A 23,100-nucleotide genomic window follows, 5' to 3' on the forward strand; every position below is an offset into this window, starting at 1 on the left:
TGGCGCCGGTGCAGTGCACCACGCCGGGGTGCGTGTCGACCACCGGTTACGTTTCCGGGTTTGCCGGTATTCCGTGAATAACCTTTTAAGACAGTGTCTTGGGCCTATTGGCACGATCCCTGTAATGCCCCTTTCCGATGCCGCCGGGCGGCGGTGCCAAATCAAGCAACGATCGAGGAAGGGGCAGCCATGAGAACAATTCGTAAACGTCTGGCCGGAGTCGTCGCGGGCCTGGCGCTCGCCGGTTCGGTGGGCGGCGCCCACGCCGCCGAGGAGCCCATCAAGGTCGGTGTCCTCCACTCGCTGTCCGGCACCATGGCCATCAGCGAGAGCACGCTGAAGGACACCATGCTCATGCTCATCGAGGAGCAGAACGCCAAGGGCGGCGTACTCGGCCGCAAGCTGGAGCCGGTGGTGGTCGACCCCGCCTCCGACTGGCCGCTGTTCGCCGAGAAGGCCCGCCAGCTCATCACCCAGGAGGGCGTGGACGTGATCTTCGGCGCCTGGACGTCGGTGTCGCGGAAGTCCGTGCTACCGGTGGTCGAGGAGCTCAAGGTGCCGCTGTTCTATCCGGTGCAGTATGAGGGCGAGGAGTCCTCGAAGTACGTGTTCTACACCGGTGCGGCGCCGAACCAGCAGGCGATCCCGGCGGTCAACTACCTGCGCAACATGCTCGGCATCGAGCGCTTCGTGCTCGAGGGCACCGACTACGTCTACCCGCGCACGACCAACAAGATCCTCAAGCGCTACCTGATGGACCGCGGCGTGGCCGAGGAGGACATCCTGGTCAACTACACGCCGTTCGGCTTCTCCGACTGGCAGAGCGAGGTCGCGCGGATCAAGGAGTTCGGTTCCCAGGGCAAGCCCACGGCCGTGGTGTCCACCATCAACGGTGATGCCAACGTGCCCTTCTACAAGGAGCTGGCCAACCAGGGCGTGTCCGCCGCGGACATCCCGGTCATCGCCTTCTCGGTGGGCGAGCAGGAGCTCTCGGGCATCGACACCGCGCCGCTGGTCGGGCATATGTCCGCCTGGAACTACTTCCAGAGCATCGATACCCCGGCCAACGAGGCCTTCATCGAGCGCTGGCACGAGTACATCGGTGACGACTCCCGCGTGACCAACGACCCCATGGAGGCCCACTACATCGGCTTCAACATGTGGGTGAAGGCCGTGGAGAAGGCCGGTACCGCCGACCCGGAGGCCGTGGTCGACGCGATGATCGGCGTCACCGCGCCGAACCTCACCGGCGGCGTGGCGGCGATGATGCCCAACCACCACATCACCAAGCCGGTGTTCATCGGCGAGATCCAGGACAACGGCCAGTTCGCCGCCGTCTGGCAGACCCCGGGCATGGTCGCGGGTGATGCCTGGTCGGATTTCCTGCCGGAGAGCAGCAAGATCATCTCCGACTGGCGCGAGCCGCTCGCCTGCGGCAACTACGACGTCACCACCGGCGAGTGCTCCGGCCAGGAGTACTGATCGTCGCTGCGGGGCGGTGCCGCCGGCACCGCCCCCACCCCACGGAGGACGGACGATGAGCCCAATGCTGCGCACCGCGCTCGTGATCGGGCTGTCGCTGGCGCTGAGTGCCGCGGCGGTGGCCGCGGACTTCGCCACCCTGCTCCAGGGCCTGGACACCCGTAACTTCCGCGAGAAGATGACGGTGACCGAACAGATCGCCGGCTCCGGCCATCCCCGGGCGGCGGCCGTGCTCACCGCCCTGTCGGCGGGGGATCTCTACGTCGACGACGCCAGCGGCCGCGTGGTCATCCGGCATGACGACGGGCCGGTGACCGACGCGGCGACCGGCGAGCCCGTGGCCTCCCACGGCGGACTCGACCGGGTGATCGCGAACATCCTCATGCGCCGCCGCATCGAGGGTGCCCTGTCGCGGCTGCGCCTCAACGCGCCTGCGCCGCAGATGCGCCTGAAGGCCGTGCGCGGGCTCTTCGGCGACCTCGACGAGAACACCGTGGCGCTGCTGCGCGAGCGCCGCGACGCCGAGGACGACCCGCGGGTGGCCGCGGCGCTCGCCGTCGGTCTCGCGCTCTACGACCTGCGCGAGGGCAGCCGCGGCGAGCGCATGGCCGCCATCGATGAGCTCGGCGGCAATCTCGCGCCGGAGGCGCGCAATGCCCTGCGCCAGGCGGCGGCGGACGGGGCGCTGCCCGGGCCGGTGCGCGAGGCGGCCGCCTCGGCACTGGCGCGCACCCAGACCTGGGTGAGCTTCTACGACCGCGTCGAGCAGATCTTCTTCGGCCTGTCCCTGGGCTCGGTGCTGCTGCTCGCCGCGGTGGGACTCGCCATCACCTTCGGCGTGATGGGCGTGATCAACATGGCCCACGGCGAGCTGATCATGCTCGGCGCCTACACCACCTTCGTGCTCCAGCAGCTCATGCCCGGCCATATCGGCCTGGCCCTGGTGCTGTCGGTGCCCGCGGCCTTCCTGGTCGCCGGGGCCTTCGGCGTGGTCATCGAGCGCGGGGTGATCCGGCACCTCTACGGCCGGCCGCTGGAGACCCTGCTCGCTACCTTCGGCATCAGCCTCATTCTCCAGCAGCTCGTGCGCACGGTGTTCTCGCCCCTCAACCGCTCGGTGAGCGCGCCGGAGTGGCTGAGCGGCTCGGTCGTGCTCAACCCGGTGCTCTCGCTCACCGTCAACCGCCTGGTGATCATCGCCTTCGCCCTGGCCGTGTTCACCCTGCTGGTGCTCGTGCTCAACCGCACCTCCCTGGGCCTGAAGGTACGGGCGGTTTCGCAGAACCGTGCCATGGCCCGGGCCGTCGGCGTGCGCAGCGACTGGGTCGATGCGGCAACCTTCGGCCTCGGTGCCGGGGTGGCGGGGATCGCCGGCGTGGCGCTGTCCCAGCTCACCAACGTCGGTCCGAACATGGGCCAGTCCTACATCATCGACTCGTTCCTGGTGGTGGTCTTCGGCGGCGCAGGCAACCTGCTGGGCACGCTGGTCGGGGCGATGACGCTGGGCGTGCTCAACAAGTTCCTGGAGCCGGCGACGGGTGCGGTGCTCGCCAAGATCCTGGTGCTGGTGTTCATCATCCTGTTCATCCAGAAGCGGCCGAAGGGACTCTTCCCCCAGCGCGGCCGCGCGGCGGAGGCCTGACCCCCTATGACCGCTGACGCCAAGTCCCTGCCCCGGCTCGGCTACCGTGGCGGGCTGCTCACCGGCGACATCGCCGGGCGGGTGCTCATCGCGCTACTCCTGGCGGCGGCCGTGGCGGTGCCCGCCGCCAACCTTCTGGCCCCCGAGGGCTCGCTGCTGCACCTGTCGAGCTACACGGTGACGCTGCTCGGCAAGTACCTGTGCTACGCCCTGCTGGCGCTCTCGGTGGACCTGATCTGGGGCTACTGCGGCATCCTCAGTCTCGGCCACGGGGCGTTTTTCGCCCTGGGCGGCTACGCCATGGGCATGTACCTGATGCGCCAGATCGGTACCCGCGGCGTCTACGGCGATCCGGTGCTGCCGGACTTCATGGTCTTCCTCAACTGGGACCGGCTGCCCTGGTACTGGTACGGCTTCGACCAGTTCCCGGTGGCGCTGGTGGCCATCGTGCTGGTGCCGGCGGTGGTGGCCTTCGTGTTCGGCTGGCTGGCGTTCCGCTCCCGGGTCACCGGCGTCTATCTCTCGATCATGAGCCAGGCGCTGACCTATGCGCTGATGCTCGCGTTCTTCCGCAACGAGATGGGCTTCGGCGGCAACAACGGCCTTACCGACTTCAAGGACATCCTCGGTTTCGATATCCAGGCGGACACCACCCGGGCGGCACTGTTCGCCGCCTCCGCACTGGCGCTCGCCGGCGGCTACGCGATATGCCGGTTCATCGTCTCGAGCAAGCTCGGGCGGGTGGTGACCGCGGTGCGCGACGCCGAGGCACGGGTGCGCACCGTCGGTTACCGGGTGGACCACTACAAGGTCTGGCTGTTCACGGTCTCGGCGATGCTCGCGGGCGTCGCCGGGGCGCTGTACGTGCCCCAGGTGGGGATCATCAACCCCGGCGAGTTCTCGCCGCTGAACTCCATCGAGATCGTGGTCTGGGTGGCGGTTGGCGGGCGCGGCACCCTCATCGGTGCCGTGGTCGGTGCGCTGGCGGTGAACTACGGCAAGACGGTGTTCACCGGGGTCTGGCCGGAGGGCTGGCTGTTCGCCCTCGGGGCGCTGTTCGTGGTGGTCACGGTGTTCCTGCCCCGGGGCATCGTGGGGCTGCTGCGCCGCCGGCGCGGCGAGGAGGCGGCATGACGGTACTCGCGGAGGTCCTGCGTCGGGACCGGGTGTTCGACTTCGTCCTGCCCGAGCCGGACTTCGCCGGCGGGCTGGACACCCGCCACGGCCCGATCCTTTACGTCGAGGACGTGACCGTGGCCTTCGATGGCTTCCGCGCCCTCGACCGGCTCAGCCTGTACGTCGACGACGGCGAGCTGCGCTGCATCATCGGGCCGAACGGCGCCGGCAAGACCACCATGATGGACGTGCTCACCGGGCGCACGCGCCCGGACAGCGGCAGCGTGTGGTTCGGCAGCCGTATCGACCTGCGTCGGGCCTCGGAGACGGCCATCGCCCGCGGCGGTATAGGCCGCAAGTTCCAGACCCCGACGGTGTTCGAGCACCACAGCGTGATGGAGAACCTGGAGCTGGCGATGGCCGCGGACAAGCGCGTGTGGCCGACGCTGTTCGCGCACATGGACAGCGCCGACCGCGACCGGCTCGCCGAGGTGCTCGCGCTCATCGGCCTGGCCTCGCTGGAGCGCCAGCCCGCCGGCGCGCTCTCCCACGGCCAGAAGCAGTGGCTGGAGATCGGCATGCTGCTGATGCAGAACCCGCGGGTGCTGCTCGTCGACGAGCCGGTGGCGGGCATGACCCATCAGGAGATGGAGCAGACCGGCGAGCTGCTCCAGCGCCTCGCGGGCCGGCACTCGGTGATTGTCGTCGAGCACGACATGGCCTTCGTGCGCTCCATCGCCCGGCAGGTGACGGTGCTCCACCAGGGCAGCGTGCTCGCCGAGGGCACGATGGACGAGGTCCAGAACGACCCGCGGGTGGTCGAGGTGTATCTCGGTGAATAGTCGGACGCGTATCAGTCGCGGATCGTGGCGGGATGGGCCCGGCCGGGGAGGCCGATCCCGGACGCGCCATGAATCCTTCCGGGGACGCTCGGCCGCGGCCCTCCATGGCTGTAGACGGTCTGCGACCGGTCTGCCCGAGCGATCCGGCCCCCCGCGGTGGCACCGGCCGCGCCTTATCAATCAGACAGGGGAGGAGCGGACAGCCCTATGCTCTCGGTGATCGGCCTCAACCAGTACTACGGCCAGAGCCACATCCTCCGCGACATCGACCTGGAGGTCCCGGCCTGCGGCTGCACCTGCCTGATGGGGCGCAACGGCGTCGGCAAGACCACCGTGCTGAAGACCCTCATGGGCCTGGTGCCCGCCGCCTCGGGCACGATCACCCTGGAGGGCGAGTCCATCGAGCGCCGCTCCACCGAGGCCCGCGCCCGCGCGGGTATCGGCTACGTGCCCCAGGGCCGGGAGATCTTCCCGCGGCTGTCGGTGGAGGAGAACCTGCGCATCGCGCGCGCCGCCGTGGGGCGGCGGGACATCCCCGAGCGGGTGCACGAGCTCTTCCCGGTGCTCCACGAGATGCGCCACCGCCGCGGTGGCGACCTCTCCGGCGGCCAGCAGCAGCAGCTCGCCATCGGCCGGGCGCTGTGCCTGGAGCCGCGGCTGCTGATCCTCGACGAGCCCACCGAGGGCATCCAGCCCAACGTGGTGCGCGAGATCGGCGACGTCATCCGCCACCTCAACCGCGAGGGCGGGCTCACCGTGCTGCTGGTCGAGCAGAAGCTGCCCTTCGCCCGCCGCGTCGCGGACCACTTCGTGATCCTCGACCGCGGCGAGCGTGTCGCCGCCGGGGCCATGGACGAGCTCGACGACGATCTCGTGCGCGAGTACCTGACCGTCTAGCGCCCGGACCGGCGGCTACAGCCGCAGGCCGCCGTCGACCTCCAGCACCCGGCCGTTGAAGTAGTCGTTCTCCAGCACGTAGACCACCGAGTGGGCGATCTCCTCGGGCCGGGCGAGGCGGCCCAGGGGGACCTGGGCGCGAATGCGGTCCAGGGCCTTCTCGGGCATCTGGGCGACCATCGGCGTCTCCGTGAAGCCGGGGGCGATCGCCGCGGCGCGGATGCCGTGGCGCGCCAGCTCCTTGGCCCAGGTGACCGTCATCGAGGCGATGCCGGCCTTGGCCGCGGAGTAGTTCGTCTGCCCGAAGTTGCCGGCCCGGGAGATGCTCGAGATGCTGGCGATCACGCCGCCGCTGCCGAGGCCGATCATCTGCTCTGCCGCCTCGCGGGTGCAGAGGAAGACGCCGCGGAGGTCCACGCCGATGACCGCGTTCCAGTCCTCCAGGCTCATCTTCTTCTCGACCCGGCCCTCGCGGGCCTTCACCAGCAGGCCGTCGCGGGTGATGCCGGCGTTGTTGATCAGTGCGTCCAGGGCGCCGAAGTCCCGGGCGATGGCCGCGAAGCGCTCCTCGACCGCGGCCTCGTCGGAGACATCCAGGTGATAGACGCGGGCCTCGGCGCCGGCCGCTTCGCACAGGCGCAGGGTCTCCGCCAGGCCTTCGTCGTTGACGTCCGCCAGCGCCAGTCGCGCGCCGCGGTCCGCCAGCGTCTGTGCCGTCGTCCGGCCCAGGCCGCGGCCCGCGCCGGTGATCACCACCGTCCTGCCTTTGATCTCCATGGGTGAGTACTCCTGTGGCTCCGTTGGTGAAAGGCCGCACGCCTCAGGCGTGACGGCGCAGCAGTGCGAGCGTGTGTTCGGCGATCATGCGCTCCTCGTCGGTGGGGATGACCCACAGCGCCGGGGTGCTGTCCGCGGTGCTGATGCATGGTCCGCCGCGGGTGTTGGCGTCGTGGTCGAGGCGCGCGCCGAGCCATTCCAGGCCGGCGCTGACGCGCTCGCGGATGGCGGCGGCGTGCTCGCCGATGCCGGCGGTGAACACCACGGCGTCGAGTCCGCCGAGGGCGGCGGCGAGCGAGCCGATCTCGCGCACCGTGCGGTAGACGAACAGCGCCACGGCCTCGGCGGCGGCGGGCGCATCGCTGTCGAGCAGCGCGTGCATGTCGTCGCTGATGCCGGAGACGCCGTAGAGGCCGCTGTGGCGGTAGAGCAGGTCCTCGATCGCGTCCGCCGACAGGCCCTCGCTGCGCATCAGGTGGAGGACGACCCCGGGGTCCAGGGCGCCGCAGCGCCGGCCCATGGGCAGGCCGTCGAGGGCGGTGAAGCCCATGGTGGTGGCCACGCTGCGCCCCTCCGAGAGGGCGCACAGGCTGGCGCCGTGGCCGAGGTGGGCGACCACCGCGCGCCCGCGGGCCGCCGCCGGGTCGTAGGCTGGCAGCGCGCCGGCGATGTACTCGTAGGACAGACCGTGGAAGCCGTAGCGCAGCACTCCCTGATCGCGGTAGCGCCGCGGCAGGGCGAACCACTGGGCCACCGGGGGCTGGCTGCGGTGGAAGGCGGTGTCGAAGCACGCCACCTGGGGCATGTCCGGGTGCGAGGCACGGAGCTGGCGTACCGGCTCCAGGTTGTGGGGCTGGTGCAGCGGGGCCAGGGGTTCCAGCGAGGTGAGGTAGTCGAGCTCGGCGTCGTCCACCCGCACCGGGGCATGGTGCCGCGGGCCGCCGTGGACCACCCGGTGGCCGACGGCGCGGACGCTGCGCCCGCTGCCCACGTAGTCGTCGAGCCAGCCCACCAGCCCGGCGATGAGCGAACCCTCGTCGCCGTCGGCGGGCAGGGCCGGGGCATCGACCGCGGCGCCCCCGGCGTCCTCGGCGGTGAATTGCGGGGCGTCGCCGATGCCCGCCAGCTCGCCGTGCAGCGCCCGGCTGAGGGCGTCGCCGGCGTCCACGTGGTAGAGCGCGAACTTTACGCTGGAGGAGCCGGCGTTGAGGACGAGGACGGCGTCTCCCTCACCCATGGCCGTTGCCCCCGCCGGCGGCGTGCATCAGTGCTGCTGTGGCGCAGGAGGCCATGCGTGCGAGCTCGTCGTCCGCCCGGCTGGTGAGCGCGATGGGCACCTGCGCGCCGAGCACCACCCCGGCGGCGGCGGCGTGGGAGATGTACTCGAGCTGCTTGGCAAGCATGTTGCCGGCCTCCAGGTCCGGGGTGAGGAGGATGTCCGCGTGGCCGGCGACCGGCGAGCGGATGCCCTTGGTCCGCGCGGCGTTGACGTCGACGGCGTTGTCGAAGGCGAGCGGGCCGTCGAGCACCGCACCGGTGATCTGGCCGCGGTCCGCCATCTTGCAGAGCACGCTGGCGTCGACGGTGCACGGCATCGCCGGGTTCACCGTCTCCACAGCGCAGAGGATCGCCACCTTCGGTGCCTCGGTGCCCAGGGCGTGGGCGAGGTCGACGGCGTTCTGCACGATGTCGACCTTGTCCGTGAGCGAGGGGGCGATATTGATCGCGGCGTCGGTGATCAGCAGCGGGCGGTCGTAGCCGGGGATGTCCATGACGAAGACGTGGCTGAGCCGCCGTCGCGTGCGCAGGCCGGTGTCCGTGTCCACCACCGCGCCCATGAGCTCGTCGGTGTGGAGCATGCCCTTCATGAGCGCGTCCGCCTCGCCGGTGTGGACCAGTTCCACCGCGCGGTTGGCGGACTCGCGGCCGTCGCCGGCGGGGACGATGCGGTAGTCGTCGATGGCGAGCCCGGCGCGCCCGGCGGCGGCGCGGATATCCGCCTCGGGGCCGACCAGCACCGGGACGATCAGGCCGGCCTCGGCGGCGCGTACGGCGCCGAGCAGCGACGCGTCGTCCACCGGGTGGACCACCGCCATGTGCAGCGGGGGCAACGCCCGCGCCGACTCGATCAGCCGCCGCAGGCGGTCGCCGTGGTCGAGGACCTCCACGTCCGGCAGCGCGGTGCGCTCGCGCCGGACCTCCTCCTGCGGCGGCAGGACCTCGGCGGTGCTGCTCACCAGCACGTTGCCGTCCCCGTCCAGGCACAGGCACTCCATGACCACGCGGCCGCTGTCGGCGTGCTTCTCGGCGACGCGCACGGTGACGGTCACCGTGGTGCCCAGGGCGATGGGGCGGACGAAGTCGAAGGTCTGACGGGCGTAGATGGTGCCCGGCCCCGGGAGGTGGGTGCCGAGGACGTTGGAGATCAGCGCGCCGGCCCACATGCCATGGCCGATCAGGGTGTGGAAGACGTGCTCCTGGGCGAAGCGGCGGTCCACGTTGAGCGGGTTCACGTCCCCCGAGATGGCGGCGAATGCCGCGATGTCGCGTTCGGTGAGCTGGCGTACCAGGCTCGCGGTCTGGTCGACCTTCAGCTCCTCGAAGGTGTACCCCCTCAGCAGGCCGTCGTCGTCCGTTGTCGTGGTCTCGTCACCGCAATGGCTCATTGCCGTTCACCCCGCAGCGTGGGTTGCCGGCGCGCCCGGGGGCGCCGCCGGGGCTCAGTGGCCGTGCATGCTCGACTCGAACCGCCGCAGGTGGCGGTTCTGGTAGCCCGCGCCGTAGCGCATCAGCCGCCCGAGCAGGACCTTGGCCGTGTCGTTGACCAGGAACTCCGCGAACGAGAAGGCCCACACCAGCACCACCAGGCGCCAGTCCAGCGGCGTGATGAACCAGCCGAACAGCGCCGCCAGCGTGCCCAGGACCTGGGTCGCCTCGAGGGTCACGAACAGCTGCCAGCTCGGCCACGGGCGCTGCCAGAACGGCCCGTCCGAGCGGGTGATGAACAGTGTCATGTGCCCGGCGACCAGCAGCTTGAGGAAGATCAGCGTCTGCAGCGTGTCGCCGTCCAGCCCCAGCGGGTGGCGCCCGAGCCAGTAGAGGATGAAGGTCGCGATCACCCCGAGGGCGCCGATCAGCGACGCCTCGCAGAGCGTGCGGGTCATGTCCCAGCGCCTCGGGTGATCGGCCACCGGGGCGTTGTCGTAGGCGATCATCATGATGGGCACGTCGTTGAGCAGGGCGAGCAGCACGATCATGATCGCGGTCACGGGGTAGACGTCGAAGACGACGATGCTCAGGGCGATGAACAGCAGCACCCGGATGGTCTCGGCGATGCGGAAGGTGGCGTAGCTGTTCATCCGCCGGAAGATGCGCCGGGCCTCCTCCACCGCGGTGGCGATTACCGACAGACCGGCCTCGGTGAGGACCAGATCCGCGGCGGCGCGGGCGGCATCGGTGGCGCCGCTGACCGCGATGCCCACGTCCGCGCGGCGCAGCGCGGGGGCGTCGTTCACGCCGTCGCCGGTCATGCCGACGATGTGGTCGGCGGACTGCAGCGAGGAGACGATGGCGTGCTTGTGCTCCGGCAGCACCTGGGCGAAGCCGTCGGTGGCCTCGATCTGCTCGTTGTCGGGGGTGCGGCCGTCGGCGAAGCGCTCCTGCGCGGAGACGATGCGCTTGCCGAGTCCGAGGCGCGTGGCGATCTGCCGGGCGATGGCGAGGTGATCGCCGGTGAGCATGCGCACCCGGATGCCCATGTCGTGGAGGCGCCCGATCACCGCGCCGGAGTCCTCCCGCGGCGGGTCGTAGAGGGGGATCAGGCCGAGGAACGTCCACGCCCCGCCGTCGTTGCGCGCCACGCCGAGGGTGCGGTAGCCGTCGGCGGCGAAGCGGTCGGTGGCCTCGCTCACCTGCCGTGCGAGGTCATCGTCCACATCGCACATGCCGAGCACCACCTGCGGGGCGCCCTTGGCGAAGCGGACGCGCTCGCCGTCGCGCTCGGCGGTGGCCTCGCTGTGTTTGCTCACCGGGTCGAACGGCACGAAACCGGTGACCCGGTAGGCGTCCAGGGCGGAGGCGTCGGAGAGGGCGGCGAGGATGGCGGTGTCGATGGCGTCCGGTTCCTCGCTCTCGTCGCGCTCGGCGGTCAGTGCCGCGGCGAGCAGCACCGCGGCCTCGTCGGCGTCCCCGAACGGGGCGATCTCGCCGACGGTGAGCTGGTTGCAGGTGAGCGTGCCGGTCTTGTCGGCGCACAGCACGTCCATGCCGGCCATCTCCTCGATGGCCACCAGCCGCGAGACGATGGCTTTCATCCGCGCCAGGCGCTCGGCGCCGATGGCCATGGTCACCGACAGCACCGCCGGCAGGGCGACCGGGATGGCGGCGACGGTGAGGATGAGCACGAAGCGGATGGTCTCCAGCGCCGGGGCGTGGCGGAACAGCGAGACCACCACGATCAGCGCGACCAGTCCCAGCGTGCCGAAGATCAGGAAGTTGCCGATGCGCAGCACCGCGCGCTGGAAGTGGGAGCGCCCGCTGCCGGCCTGGACCAGCTGGGCGGTGCGGCCGAAATAGGTGTCCATGCCGGTGGCCGTCACGACGCCGGTCATCTCACCCTGCTTGGCGGAGGAGCCGGAGTAGGCGGTGTCGCCGGCCTGCTTGTCCACCGGCAGGGACTCGCCGGTGAGCGCCGACTCGTCCACGCTCAGGTACTCACCCCGGCACAGACGCAGGTCGGCGGGGATGACGTTGCCCATGCGCACCGCGATGACGTCGCCGGGCACCAGCGTTCGCGCCGGCACCGTGCGCCACTGACCGTCGCGCAGGACGTGGGCGTTGAGCGCCAGGCGTTCGCGGAGCCTGTCGATGGCGGAGTCCGCCTTGTGCTCCTGCCAGAAGCCCACGCCGGCGTTGACCACGAGCATGGTGAGGATCACGGCGAGGTCGGCCCAGTGGCCCACCGCGGCGGAGAGGATGGCCGCCGCCTCGATCATCCAGGGGATCGGGCCCCAGAGGTAGGAAAGCAGCTGGCCGAGGACGCTGTGGCCGTTCTCGGCAAGGGTGTTTTCGCCGTAGCGCGCGAGCCGCTCCTGCGCCTCGGCCTCGGTGAGGCCCCGGTCCAGGTCGGTTTCCGGGGGTGCCTCCGCCGCGGTCTCGGCGGCCGGGCGGCCGGTATCGGAAGGGTCTTCACGGGACACTGTCGCCTCCCTGGCAGCACGCCGCGTCGCGGGGCCACCGGGCCCCGGCGGGGAACGGCCTCGCGGTCTTCCCTGTGCTGCGCTGCAATATAAGCTATGCCCGTGTGGCCTGCTCCGTCAATGCCCGGCGCGGGGGTGAAAGCTTTACCTTGTAGTCACTATAAGGATTACCGTACCGGTCAGGATCGATGACGAGTGAGGTGTGCGATGGCCGGTTGCTGTCACGACGACGACTGCGCGGCAAGCGCCCTGGCGGAGCGTCAGGCGCGCATGCTCTGGGTCGTTCTGGCGATCAACGCGGTGATGTTCGTGGTGGAGTTCGGCGCCGGCTGGGTCGCCGGATCCACCGCGCTGCTCGGCGATTCGCTGGACATGCTCGGGGACGCGCTGGTGTACGGCTTCAGCCTCGTGGCCGTGGCCCGCGGGGCACGCTGGAAGGCCGCGTCGGCGGGGCTGAAGGGCGGAATCATGGCGGCCTTCGGGATCGCCGTGCTGCTGGAGGCCGGTGCCAAGGCCCTGTGGGGCGTTGCGCCGGCCTCCGGGCTGATGGCCGGTATCGGCGTGCTGGTGCTGCTCGCCAACGCCGCCTGCCTGGTGGTGCTGACCCGCCATCGCGGCGATGACGTGAACATGAGCTCGGCGTGGGTGTGCTCACGCAACGACATCGTCGCCAACGTCGGCGTGCTCGTCGCCGCCGGCGCGGTGGCGCTCACCGCCAGCCCGTGGCCCGACATCCTGGTGGGCACGGCGGTCGCGCTGCTGTTCCTGCGCTCGGCGGTGCGGGTGCTCGGCGACGCACGGCGATCCTGGGACGCGGCGCCCGCCGGCTGAGGCCCGGGAGCGTGTCCCGCCTGTCCGCGGACGGCGCCTTTGCCCGGCAGGTCTACACCCGTATCGCCGGGTACTACGACCCGCTGCTGTGGCTGTTCGTGCCCATGGGGGTGCGGCTCGGGCGTTACCGGGCCGCGCTGGTGGACGGCCTGGCCCTGGCTCCGGGGGACACGGTGGTCGACCTCGGCTGCGGTACCGGGCGTAACCTGCCCCGGCTCGCCCGGGCCGTGGGCCCGGCGGGGCGGATCATCGGCGTGGACGTCAGCGCCGGCATGCTCGAGCGGGCCCGCAGGCGTGCCGACGCTCTCGGACTCGACAATGTCTCGCTGGTGCAGGCGGATTTCCTGCAGTGGGCGGGGCCGGGGCGGTCCGTGGACGCGGTGTGCGCGGCCCTGACCCTGGGCATGAGCGGTGATTACCCGGTGGTGATCGACCGTGCTGCCGGATGGCTTCGGCCGGGCGGCCGGTTCGGGGCGCTGGAGATGCAGGCCCCGGAGGGCTGGCCGGCCTGGCTGGTCCGCGCCGGGGTCGCGCTCAACCGTGTCTTCGGTGTGCGTCCGGAGCAGATCACCCGACGGGTGGACCAGGCGCTGCTCGCCCGTCTCACGCCGGTTTACCACCGCTACTACTACGGTGGGGTGTTCACCCTGGCCGTGGGATGTGTGGACGAGAGGACGCTGCCGTCATAGGCTTGCGGACCCATGAAGTGCATCGCCCGCATCCTGATCCTGCTCGTCGCGTTCTCCGTCGTCGCCCACACGGCGGAGGCCGGCGCCGAGATCGCCGCCCACGCCGACGCGCCTGTCGCAGCGGCGACGCCGGATTCCGCGGACGGTGATCAGCCGGTCGCCGCGCCCGGGATGCATGAGTGCCATCTTCCGGCGCACCTGCCGGCACTGGCACCGGCCTGCCCCCTGCCCATGCACGCCCGCTCCGAATCGCCCCTTGCCCGCCCCGGTCTGCGCCTCACCAGCGTGGACCGGGCGCCGGTAACACCGCCCCCGACCACCTGAGTCCAGCTCCCCGCCGTCCGGCCGGTTTTCCCCGGAGGACGGGCGTTGTGCCGACCACGGCGGCCGCCGTTCACGCGCCGGCGGACCGTGCGCGGCAACCCCCTGTTTACCACCGCTTCCGAAGCCCTGTGCCTGGTGTTCGGGGGCGGCCGAGGAGTCACACCATGCAGCTGCGAAACCGTTTCCTGCTGACCGCCGCGGTGCTCGCCGCGGGGGCGGCGGTCCTGCCCTTTCCGCAGGCCACACACGCGAGTGCCGGCGGGGATGCTTCCGACGTGACACCCGCACCGGCGGCGCGTGCCGGTGCCGACCCGGAGGCGGTGCCGCCCGGTTCACCACCCGGGCGGCTGACCGTGCGCGCCGGCGACACCCTGCTCGGGCTGTTGGGCAACGAGCTGGACCTGGACGCCGCCGAGGCGATGCGGGTCGTGCAAGCGCTCTCCGGGGTGATGGACGCCGGCGCGCTACGCCCGGGCCAGACACTGGTTCACGTCCTCGACGAAGACGGTGGGGGACCGCGCCTACGCCGGCTGAGTATCCGCACCGACGCGGACACGCGCGTGCTCGTCTCGCGGACGGACGGTGGCGGGCTCGAGGCCCGGGAGCGACGGGTGGCGCACCGGCGGACCACGCGCACCGTGCGCATGCGGGTCGACGGCGGGCTGTACCCGGCGGCGATGCGCGCGGGGATACCGGAGGCGGTCCTGATCGCCGCCTACCGCCGTCTCAGTGGCCGTATCGACTTCCAGCGGGACCTGCGTCGGGGCGACGAGTTCGCCGTCGTCTACGAGCGCTTTGTCCACGAGGACAGTGCGGCAAGCCATGACGGACGCCTTCTGGCCGCACGCATCGGCCAGGCTGGCGGAGAGCTCGCCGTGTTCCGGCCCGGTGGCGGGACCGACGGCGGGCGGGACGGTTTCTACACCGCCGACGGTGCCAGCGTCGCGACGTCGCTGCTGCGCACGCCGGTGAAGGGCGCGCGCCTGTCCTCGCTGTTCGGCCGGCGGGATCACCCGGTCCTCGGCTACACCCGCATGCACGAGGGCCTGGACTTCGCCGCGCCACGGGGCACCGCGGTCCGTGCGGCGGGCGATGGGCGTGTCGTCCGCGCCGGGCCGTTCAGCAGCTACGGCAACTACGTGCGTATCCGCCACGACAACCGCCTGCAGACGGCCTATGCCCACCTGTCCGCCTTCGCCGACGGGATCGGTGACGGCGATCGGGTCCGCCAGGGCGAGGTCATCGGCTACGTCGGGGCCACCGGCACCGCCACCGGTCCGAACCTGCACTACGAGGTCCTGCGCGGCGGCGAGCCGGTGGACCCGCGGGCGCTGGACCTGCCGCCCCGTCGCCGGCTCACAGGGGAGCGGTTGCGGACGTTCCGCGAGCGTATCCGTCCGCTGCGCGTGGCCATGCACGGCGGCGCCCGCAACGCCGCCGCGGCGCATCCCGCGCTGATGCTGGCCGACTACGCGGTGCGGCGATGACAGGCGACGGGTTAAGCGTGCTGGCCGGGGTGGCGGGGTTTCTCCGGCCCTACGAGTGGCAGCCGATGGTGAGCCTCGCGGTGGCCGTCGCCCTGCTCCTCTATCTCCGCGGCATTGCATGCGGGGCACGGCCGGGGGTCGTCCGGGCGGCGGCCTTCCTGGTCGGCCTGGGGGCCATGTACGCCGTCACCCAGACCCGCTTCGACTACTTTGCCCAGTACGTGTTCTTCATCCACCGCCTCCAGCACCTGGTGCTCCACCATATCGCCGCGATCCTCATCGTGCTCGCCAACCCGTTGCCGGTGCTGGCGGCGGGGATGCCGGCACCGGTCCGTGACCGCGTGATCGCACCGGCGTGGCGCAGTGCCCCGGTGCAGGGCGTCTACCGCTTCGTCCAGCATCCGCTGGTGGCCTCGCTGCTGTTCGTCGGGCTGATCTATCTCTGGCTGACCCCGGCAGTGCACTACAACGCCATGCTCAGCCGCGAGCTCTACACGGTCATGAACTGGAGCATGGCCATCGACGGGCTGCTGTTCTGGTGGCTCGCCCTCGACCCGCGCCCGCCCGGGCCGGGGCATTACGCCATCGGCTTCGGCAAGCGCTGCCTGATGCTCGCGGCGGTCGCCTTCCCCCAGATCTGGTTGGGCGCATACATCGTCATCGAGGGTGGCGGCATCTACGACTACTACGAGGTCTGCGGTTCGCCCTGGCCGATCGACGCCACCACGGACCGGGTGCTGGGCGGCATTTTCACCTGGATACCGGCGGCCATGATGAGCGTGCTCGGCACGGTCATCGTGCTGGCCTACTGGTATCGCAGCGAGCGCGGCCCGACCTCCACGCACTGACAAGGCCGGGCGTCGTATCCAGCGGGCCCTCTGGAACAGGAGACCATGGACATGAGGATTCGCCGCTTAATCCGTCCCCGCCGCCGTCATGCACGCCGCACCGGCGAGAGGGCAGTGACGACGTGGGGGGCGCGGCTGCACGTACTCACCGCCATCATCGCCCTGGCCGTCGTTCTGGCGGCCTGCAGCGAGCCGGAATGGCGGACCAGCGATATCCGCGGCCAGTTCCCGGCGTTGCAGTTCCGTCTCACCGGCGAGTCGGGCAGCGTGATCACGGAAGACGACATGGCCGGCAGGATCGTCCTGCTCTTCTTTGGCTATACCTCGTGCCCGGACGTCTGTCCGGGCACACTGGCGCGCCTGAGCCGCGTGATGCAGCGGCTGACGCCGGCGCAGCGCGAGGACACGCGCGTCCTGTTCGTCAGCGTCGACCCGAGGCGGGATTCGCCGCAGCGCCTGGCGCGCTACACGTCCGCCTTCGGCGAGGGCTTCATCGGCCTGACCGCCGGGACGGGCCGGCTCCGCGAGCTGGCGGCGCGCTACTACACCACGTTCTCCTACGGCGAGCCGGACGCGGAGGGCAACTACCCGGTCAGCCACAACGGCTCGGTGTTCGTCTTCGACCGTGACGGTACGGCGCGGCTGCGGATCACGGCGAACGACGCCGGCGGTGTGCCCAGCGACTCCGTCGAGGCGATCACCGCCGACCTGCAGCGGCTGCTGGCCTCCGGCTGAGGCGGTGCTCAGCCGGCCTTTTCCCCGAGCCGCTGCCGGGCCGCGGCCACCTGGGCGTGGACCTGCGCGGGGGCGGTGCCGCCGGTGTGGTCCCGCGCGGCCACCGATCCCTCCAGGGTGAGGACCTCGAAGACGTCCTCGCCGATGGCATCGGAGAAGCCCTGCAGCTCCCCCAGGGACATCTCCGCGAGGTCCCGCCCGCTCTCGACGCCGTGGCGCACGGCGCGCCCGACGATCTCGTGGGCGTCGCGGAAGGGCACGCCGCGGCGCACCAGGTAGTCGGCGAGGTCGGTGGCGGTGGCGAAGCCCCGGCGGGCCGCCTCGCGGGTGTTGTCGCGCTTGACCGCGAGGTTCGGGACCATGTCCGCGAAGGCCCGGAGGCTGGCGATCACCGTGTCGGCGGCGTCGAACAGCGGCTCCTTGTCCTCCTGGTTGTCACGGTTGTAGGCGAGCGGCTGGCCCTTCATGAGGGTGAGCATCGCCTGCAGCGCGCCGTGGACCCGGGCGGTCTTGCCGCGGACCAGCTCGGCGACGTCCGGGTTCTTCTTCTGGGGCATGATCGAGCTGCCGGTGCAGTAGCGGTCGGGCAGGTCGATGAAGTCGAACATCGGCGAGGTCCACAGCACCAGCTCCTCGGCCATGCGCGAGAGGTGGGTCATGATCGTGGCGCCAGCGGAGAGGAACTCGATGGCGAAGTCGCGATCGGAGACCGCGTCCAGGGAGTTGCGGCTGGGCGTATCGAAGCCGAGCTCCGCGCAGGTCATGGCGCGGTCCACGGGAAAGGTGGTCCCGGCGAGCGCGGCCGAGCCCAGGGGCATGACGTTGGCGCGCTCACGGCAGTCCCGCAGCCGGCCCTCGTCGCGCACCAGCATCTCGTACCAGGCGAGCATGTGGTGGCCGAAGGTGATCGGCTGGGCCACCTGCAGGTGGGTGAAGCCCGGCATGATGGTCTCCGCCTCCTGCTCGGCGAGGGACACCAGCCCGGACTGGAAGCGGCGCAGCAGCGCGACCGCCTCGTCAATCGCCTCGCGCAGCCACAACCGCACGTCCGTGGCGATCTGGTCGTTGCGCGAGCGCCCGGTGTGCAGACGCTTGCCGGCGTCGCCGATGCGCTCGGTCAGTCGCGCCTCGATGTTCATGTGCACGTCCTCGAGGGACGGCGACCAGGGGAACTCGCCGCGCTCGATCTCCTCGCCGATGGCGTCCAGGCCCTCGACGATGGCGCGGGTGTCCCCGTCGGAGAGCACGCCGACGCGGTTGAGCATGCGCGCGTGCGCCTTGGAGCCACGGATGTCCTGGCGGTAGAGACGGCGGTCGTAGTGCTCGGAGGCGGTGAACGCCTCGACGAAGGCATCGGTGGCCTCGGTGAAGCGCCCGGTCCAGAGCTGGCTGGCGGTCTTGTCGGTCATGGTGGCCCCTGGCCTCTGCTGCGTGGGTTAAGGCGTTGGCGGAGTATACTAGACAGACAGGTGCGATACGCGCCGCGGCGCTTGCGCCCGGCGCCGTTCCATGGCCATGCTGGAGCCGCCACGTGCACGGCACGGAGGGCGTGCCGCGGGCAACTGGGGGAGACTGTGGCGGCGAGGGAAAGCTTTCTCCCGGACTTCTGTGCCAGAACGAGCGTGCTCACGGTGGTGATGACCGCCGAGCTGCTCGCCTTCGTGCTGGTGCTGGTCCAGCCCGACGGCGGCTGGCAATCCCTGGGGCTGATCTCGTTGCTGGTGCAGTGGATCGCGCTGGGGAGCTCGGCGCTGCTGTGCTATCTGCGTCCCCGCCTCGCGCGGTTGTCGGGCCCGCAGGCCGCGATTGCGAGCTATATGCTGGTGCTCGCGGTGACCGCCGCGGTCGCCGAGGGGGCCTGGTGGCTGGCGGCGCCGGTGACGGCGGGACATCCCCTGTTCCTGGCACGGGTGCTGGCCGTGGCCGCCATCGTCGCGGCGGTGGTGCTGCGCTATCTCTACGTCCAGCACGAGTGGCGCCGGCGCATGCGCGCTGCCGCCGAGGCGCGCAACGAGGCGCTCCAGGCCCGCATCCGCCCGCACTTCCTGTTCAACAGCCTGAATACCATCGCCTCCATGATCCCGGTGGCGCCGTCCCGGGCCGAGCGCCTGGTCGAGGATCTCGCCGACCTGTTCCGCGCGAGCCTCGCCGGCGGCGACCGGCTGGTGCCGCTGGCCGACGAGCTGACCCTCGCCCAGGGCTATCTGCGCATGGAGCGCGAGCGCCTCGGCGAGCGGCTGTCCGTGGCCTGGGACGTGGACGCGCTGCCCCGCCACGCGCTGATCCCGCCGCTCACGTTGCAGCCGCTGTTCGAGAATGCGGTCTACTATGGGATTGAGCCCCGGCGTAACGGAGGGACCCTGACAGTGAGCGGACGGCGTGATGCGGACATGCTGGAGATCGCGCTGATCAACCCGGCCCCGGAGCGTCCGGGGCGCAGCACGGGCTTCGGCATGGCGCAGGAGAACGTGCGCGAGCGCCTGGCGCTCGCTTTCGGCCATGAGGGACGCCTGGAGGCCAACGGCCACGATGGCGTCTATCATGTCACAGTGCGGTTTCCCTACTGGCGAGGGGTGGCCGATGAAGATACTCATCGTTGATGACGAGGCCCCGGCCCGCCAGCGGCTGGCGGGGATGATCGCGGAGCTCGGCGACTGCGAGGTGGTCGGCGAGGCCGCGGACGGCGAGGAGGCGCTGGTGCTCACCGAACGCGTCCGTCCCGACGTCGTGCTCCTGGACATACGCATGCCGGGACCCAACGGACTGGAGGTGGCGGCCCGCCTGAGCCAGTCGTCCCAGCCGCCGGCGATCATCTTCACCACCGCCCACGGGGATCACGCCCTGCAGGCGTTCGAGACGGCGGCCATCGACTACCTGTTGAAGCCCCTGCGCTCCGAGCGGCTCGCCGCCGCGCTGGCCAAGGCCCGCCGGCTCAACCGAGCGCAGCTCGAGGCGTTGCAGGTGCCCGAGACCGACGGCCGTGAGCACATCCTCTGTCGCCGGCGCTCCGGTATCGAGCTCGTGCCGGTGGACAGCGTGCGCTACTTCATGGCCGACCAGAAGTACGTCACCGTCAAGCATGCCCGCGGCGAGGACCTCATCGAGGACTCGCTGCGCAAGCTCGAGGACGAGTTCGGCAACCGGTTCGTACGCATCCACCGCAAGGCGCTGGTGGCCCGGGACCGTCTCGTCGGCCTGGAGCGGGGCGGCGACGGGCGGACCTACGCCGTGCTCGAAGGCACCGACGACCGTCTCGAGGTCAGCCGGCGGCATCTGCCCCACGTCCGCAGCCTGCTGAGGTCGGCGCGCGTGAGTTGACCCCGCGGGTCGTGGCATCCTGTACGGCCACGCAGGCTACCCGAGAGGCCGTACCATGCCCCGCGACCGGGTCCGTATCGCCACCCGTCGCAGTGCCCTGGCGCTGTGGCAGGCGGAACACGTTGCCGACGCCCTCCGCCGTCTCCATCCCGGGCTCGAGGTCGAGCTCGTGGGCATGAGCACCCGGGGCGACGAGATCCAGGACAGGACGCTGGCCGCCATCGGCGGCAAGGCGCTGTTCGTCAAGGAGCTCGAACGGGGCATGTTCGAGGGGCGCGCCGATATCGCCGTGCATTCCATGAAGGATGTCCCCGCGGAACTGCCCGAGGGTATGCACCTGCCGGTGATCCTCGAGCGCGACGACCCCTTCGATGCCTTCGTCTCCAACCACCACGCCGGGGTCGACGAGCTCCCCCGGGGCGCCCACGTCGGCACCGCAAGCCTGCGCCGGGAGTGCCAGCTGCGCTGGCGGCGCCCGGACCTGCGGGTCTCGCCGCTGCGCGGCAACGTCCAGACCCGGCTCGGCAAGCTCGATGCCGGTGAGTTCGACGCCATCGTCCTCGCGGCCTCCGGGCTGCGCCGCCTCGGGCTCACCGAACGCATCCGCCGGCCACTCAGCGCGGACGAGAGCCTGCCGGCGGTGGGCCAGGGGGCGCTGGGCATCGAGTGCCGCAGCGACGACGACGCGCTCAACGAGCTGATCGCCCCGCTGCGCCATACGGACACCTTCGACCGCGTCAGCGCCGAGCGCGCGGTCAACCAGCGCCTGGAAGGCAGCTGCCACGTCCCCATCGCCGCCTACGCGGTGCTCGAGGGTGACCGGCTGTGGTTGCGCGCCCGGGTGGGCAGCCCGGACGGCGGGCGGCTGCTGCGCGCCGAGGGGCGTGCGCCCCGCGGCGAGGCGGCGGCGCTCGGCCAGCGCGTGGCCGACGACCTGCTGGCCCAGGGGGCCGGGGCACTGCTGGCGGAGGCGGAGGGCCGATGAGCCGGACGCTGGCCGGCATCGGGGTCGTGGTCACGCGCCCCCGGTCGCAGGCCGACGCGCTTATCGATCGGCTACGGGCGCTGGGGGCCACGGTGGCCCCGCTGCCCACCATCGAGATCGAGCCCGTGGACGACCCCGACAGCGCCCGGGCCCTCGCGGCGGCCCTGGAGGCCGCCGACTGGCTGGTGTTCGTCAGTCCCGGCGGGGTCGAGGTGCTGCTGGAGCGTTTCGGTGGTGACGGTGTCGTATGCCCGCCGAACGCCCGTGTCGCCGCCGTGGGGCCCGGCACTGCGCGGGCCCTGCGGGGGCGCGGCTGGCCCGTCGACGCCAGCCCGGCGCAGGGCGGCGGGGCCGCCGCGCTGCTCGATAGCCCGGCGTTCGACCCGGCGGCGGGCTCCAACTGTGTCATCCTTGCCGGCGAGCACGGTCGCGCGCTGCTCGCCGATACCCTCGCTGCCCGCGGGGTCCGCGTGACCCGCCTCGGTGTCTACCGCGCCGTGGTGCCCGACGTGGACCCGGCGCCGGTGGTGGCGGGCTGGCGCGCGGGCTGGCTGCAGTACACTATCGTTACCAGCGTCACCGGGCTGTCGCATCTGCGCGAGCTCGTCGGCCCGGAAGGCTGGGAAGCCGCCTGCGGCAGCCGGCTGATCACCGTCTCCGAGCGCGTGGCCGAACGGGCGCGGGCGCTTGGTGTGCACGAGGTGCCGGTGATCGCCGCCCGGCCCGGGGACGAGGGCCTGATCGAGGCCCTCGGGCAGGCGGCCGAAGCATCCACAGGGAGTCATCCATGACGGAAGAGAACGAGCAGGAACGGCCCGTGCAGGGGGAGGAGCGACAGGACAGCGGGGCGGAGGCCACCGGGGCGCCCCGGCAGGCCGCGAGCGGGGGCAGCGCCGGTGGCGGCGGTCTGCGCGGACTGGCCGTCGCGGCGCTGGTGCTCGCCATCGTCTCGGTCCTCGCGGTCGCCCTCGGTGGCTGGTGGGGCTGGCAGCGTTACCAGGCGTTCGCGGCGAGGCAGGCGTCGCTGGTGGACCAGCAGGCGCTGAAGCAACGCAGCGACGGCCTGGACGAGCGCATCTCCGAGCTGCGGGGCCGTCTGTCGAGCCTGGACGAGCGCACCGCCGGGCGCGACCAGCGCCTCGCCGAGCTCAAGGCCTCGCTGGACGCCGTGACCGAGACCCAGTCCCAGCTCAAGGCGCAGATGGACCGCGTCGCCGAGCTCGCCCAGGTCAACCGGGACGACTGGCGGCGCTCCGAGGCCGCCTATCTCGCACGTGTCGCCGTCCATCGCCTGCGCTACTACCGTGACGTCGACGCCGCCCTCGGTGCGCTCAAGGCGGCGGACGGCATGCTCTCTGCCCTGGGCGGCGAGGTGATCGCGGAACGTAAGGCGATCCGCCAGGCCATCGACCGGCTCCTCGCCGTGACGGAACCGAAGACCGACCGGATCGCATCCACCCTGGCCGGCATCGCCGACGGTGTCGATGGTCTCCGCCTGCGTGCCGGCGCCGAGCCCCTGCCTGCCGCGAAGGCGGCGGACCATGGCGGGGAGGCCGGTGGCGAGGGTGCCCGCGGTCCCCTCGGCCGCGCCTGGAGCGAGTTCCGCGGGGCCATGGGCGAGCTCGTGGTGGTCTCCGGGCCGGAGCGCGAGGTGGTGCCCCTGCGCCCGATCCGGGAGCGGTTTTTCCTGCGCGAGAACCTCCGGCTGCAGCTGGAGAGCGCTCGGCTCGCAGCCATCCGGGGCGATGGCGCCCTCTACCGCGACTCCCTGAAACGCGCCCGTGACTGGCTGAGCCGCTACTACGATGACGGCGACGCGGCCGTGGCCGACGCCCTCGACCGCCTGGACGCGCTCGCCGACCGGCCGGTGCGCGTGACCCTGCCGGACATCCAGTCGGTCCTCGCGCCGGTGCGCGAGTTCGACTGAGG

At 71.4% G+C, this 23,100-nt stretch carries 21 protein-coding genes; 16 read left to right on the top strand and 5 right to left on the bottom strand.

Translation table 11 applies throughout. The annotated features are described in order from the left end of the window. Window positions 1-189 precede the first annotated feature (189 nt). From urtA to urtE, 5 genes are all read left to right on the top strand, one after another. Entirely contained in the window at window positions 190-1,482 is a 1,293-nt protein-coding gene (gene urtA, locus C516_RS0108940; protein ID WP_026321056.1) for an urea ABC transporter substrate-binding protein, read from the top strand. 55 nt (window positions 1,483-1,537) lie between these two features. After that, window positions 1,538-3,124 (top strand): urea ABC transporter permease subunit UrtB, encoded by a 1,587-nt coding sequence (gene urtB / locus C516_RS0108945; protein WP_026321057.1) that lies wholly within the window; start codon window positions 1,538-1,540, stop codon window positions 3,122-3,124. Between the two features lie 6 nt (window positions 3,125-3,130). Then, window positions 3,131-4,258 (top strand): urea ABC transporter permease subunit UrtC, encoded by a 1,128-nt coding sequence (gene urtC, locus C516_RS0108950; protein WP_018718036.1) that lies wholly within the window; start codon window positions 3,131-3,133, stop codon window positions 4,256-4,258. Beyond that, window positions 4,255-5,082, top strand: coding sequence for an urea ABC transporter ATP-binding protein UrtD (gene urtD, locus C516_RS0108955; RefSeq protein WP_018718037.1), 828 nt, complete (start codon window positions 4,255-4,257; stop codon window positions 5,080-5,082). Before urtC ends, urtD begins: the two co-directional genes overlap by 4 nt. Window positions 5,083-5,289: 207 nt before the next feature. Continuing rightward, a complete protein-coding gene (gene urtE, locus C516_RS0108960; protein ID WP_018718038.1) occupies window positions 5,290-5,979 on the top strand; it encodes an urea ABC transporter ATP-binding subunit UrtE in 690 nt (229 codons plus the stop codon). 15 nt (window positions 5,980-5,994) lie between these two features. On the opposite strand, the gene C516_RS0108965 is transcribed toward urtE, so the two are convergent. The 4 genes from C516_RS0108965 to C516_RS0108980 are packed head-to-tail and all read right to left on the bottom strand — an operon-like array spanning window position 5,995 to window position 11,954. Beyond that, window positions 5,995-6,756, bottom strand: a complete 762-nt coding sequence (locus C516_RS0108965; protein WP_018718039.1) for an SDR family oxidoreductase — start codon at window positions 6,754-6,756, stop codon at window positions 5,995-5,997. Window positions 6,757-6,799: 43 nt separating this feature from the next. After that, window positions 6,800-7,993: an acetate/propionate family kinase gene (locus C516_RS0108970; RefSeq protein WP_018718040.1), complete on the bottom strand. Its 1,194-nt coding sequence runs from the start codon at window positions 7,991-7,993 to the stop codon at window positions 6,800-6,802. Further along, a complete protein-coding gene (locus C516_RS0108975) occupies window positions 7,986-9,422 on the bottom strand; it encodes a bifunctional enoyl-CoA hydratase/phosphate acetyltransferase (protein ID WP_018718041.1) in 1,437 nt (478 codons plus the stop codon). The genes C516_RS0108970 and C516_RS0108975 overlap by 8 nt, the downstream gene beginning before the upstream one ends. A gap of 54 nt (window positions 9,423-9,476) precedes the next feature. Further along, window positions 9,477-11,954: a plasma-membrane proton-efflux P-type ATPase gene (locus tag C516_RS0108980; protein WP_018718042.1), complete on the bottom strand. Its 2,478-nt coding sequence runs from the start codon at window positions 11,952-11,954 to the stop codon at window positions 9,477-9,479. Between the two features lie 207 nt (window positions 11,955-12,161). On the opposite strand from C516_RS0108980, the gene C516_RS0108985 reads away from it, so the two are divergent. From C516_RS0108985 to C516_RS0109010, 6 genes are all read left to right on the top strand, one after another. Further along, on the top strand, window positions 12,162-12,785 hold the full coding sequence (locus C516_RS0108985) for a cation efflux transmembrane domain-containing protein (protein WP_018718043.1): 624 nt from the start codon (window positions 12,162-12,164) through the stop codon (window positions 12,783-12,785). An 11-nt stretch (window positions 12,786-12,796) separates the two neighbouring features. Beyond that, window positions 12,797-13,474 carry a class I SAM-dependent methyltransferase gene (locus C516_RS19135; protein WP_018718044.1) on the top strand — a complete coding sequence of 226 codons (678 nt, stop codon included), beginning with the start codon at window positions 12,797-12,799 and terminating at the stop codon, window positions 13,472-13,474. 12 nt (window positions 13,475-13,486) lie between these two features. Next, window positions 13,487-13,798 carry a hypothetical protein gene (locus C516_RS0108995; RefSeq protein WP_018718045.1) on the top strand — a complete coding sequence of 104 codons (312 nt, stop codon included), beginning with the start codon at window positions 13,487-13,489 and terminating at the stop codon, window positions 13,796-13,798. A 164-nt stretch (window positions 13,799-13,962) separates the two neighbouring features. After that, window positions 13,963-15,285: a M23 family metallopeptidase gene (locus C516_RS19140; RefSeq protein WP_018718046.1), complete on the top strand. Its 1,323-nt coding sequence runs from the start codon at window positions 13,963-13,965 to the stop codon at window positions 15,283-15,285. Next, complete coding sequence (locus tag C516_RS0109005; RefSeq protein WP_051088211.1) at window positions 15,282-16,133, top strand: cytochrome c oxidase assembly protein; 852 nt, start codon at window positions 15,282-15,284, stop codon at window positions 16,131-16,133. The genes C516_RS19140 and C516_RS0109005 overlap by 4 nt, the downstream gene beginning before the upstream one ends. 114 nt (window positions 16,134-16,247) lie before the next feature. After that, a complete protein-coding gene (locus C516_RS0109010; protein WP_018718048.1) occupies window positions 16,248-16,868 on the top strand; it encodes an SCO family protein in 621 nt (206 codons plus the stop codon). A gap of 8 nt (window positions 16,869-16,876) precedes the next feature. Here C516_RS0109010 and argH read toward each other — a convergent pair whose 3' ends face one another. Further along, window positions 16,877-18,277: an argininosuccinate lyase gene (gene argH / locus C516_RS0109015; protein ID WP_018718049.1), complete on the bottom strand. Its 1,401-nt coding sequence runs from the start codon at window positions 18,275-18,277 to the stop codon at window positions 16,877-16,879. Between the two features lie 165 nt (window positions 18,278-18,442). Here argH and C516_RS0109020 point away from each other — a divergent pair, with 165 nt between their 5' ends. Genes C516_RS0109020 through C516_RS0109040 form a run of 5 tightly spaced genes read left to right on the top strand, consistent with a single transcriptional unit; the run spans window position 18,443 to window position 23,098 of the window. After that, complete coding sequence (locus tag C516_RS0109020; protein WP_026321059.1) at window positions 18,443-19,468, top strand: sensor histidine kinase; 1,026 nt, start codon at window positions 18,443-18,445, stop codon at window positions 19,466-19,468. Continuing rightward, a complete protein-coding gene (locus tag C516_RS0109025) occupies window positions 19,449-20,186 on the top strand; it encodes a LytR/AlgR family response regulator transcription factor (protein ID WP_018718051.1) in 738 nt (245 codons plus the stop codon). Before C516_RS0109020 ends, C516_RS0109025 begins: the two co-directional genes overlap by 20 nt. Window positions 20,187-20,241: 55 nt before the next feature. Next, the gene (hemC, locus tag C516_RS0109030; protein WP_018718052.1) at window positions 20,242-21,171 is read left to right on the top strand and encodes a hydroxymethylbilane synthase; all 930 of its coding nucleotides are present in this window, start codon (window positions 20,242-20,244) and stop codon (window positions 21,169-21,171) included. After that, window positions 21,168-21,962, top strand: coding sequence for a uroporphyrinogen-III synthase (locus C516_RS19145; RefSeq protein ID WP_018718053.1), 795 nt, complete (start codon window positions 21,168-21,170; stop codon window positions 21,960-21,962). The genes hemC and C516_RS19145 overlap by 4 nt, the downstream gene beginning before the upstream one ends. Then, complete coding sequence (locus C516_RS0109040) at window positions 21,959-23,098, top strand: uroporphyrinogen-III C-methyltransferase (protein ID WP_018718054.1); 1,140 nt, start codon at window positions 21,959-21,961, stop codon at window positions 23,096-23,098. Before C516_RS19145 ends, C516_RS0109040 begins: the two co-directional genes overlap by 4 nt. Window positions 23,099-23,100: the final 2 nt, after the last annotated feature.

The sequence above is a fragment of the Arhodomonas aquaeolei DSM 8974 genome (genome assembly GCF_000374645.1).
GTDB lineage: Bacteria > Pseudomonadota > Gammaproteobacteria > Nitrococcales > Nitrococcaceae > Arhodomonas > Arhodomonas aquaeolei.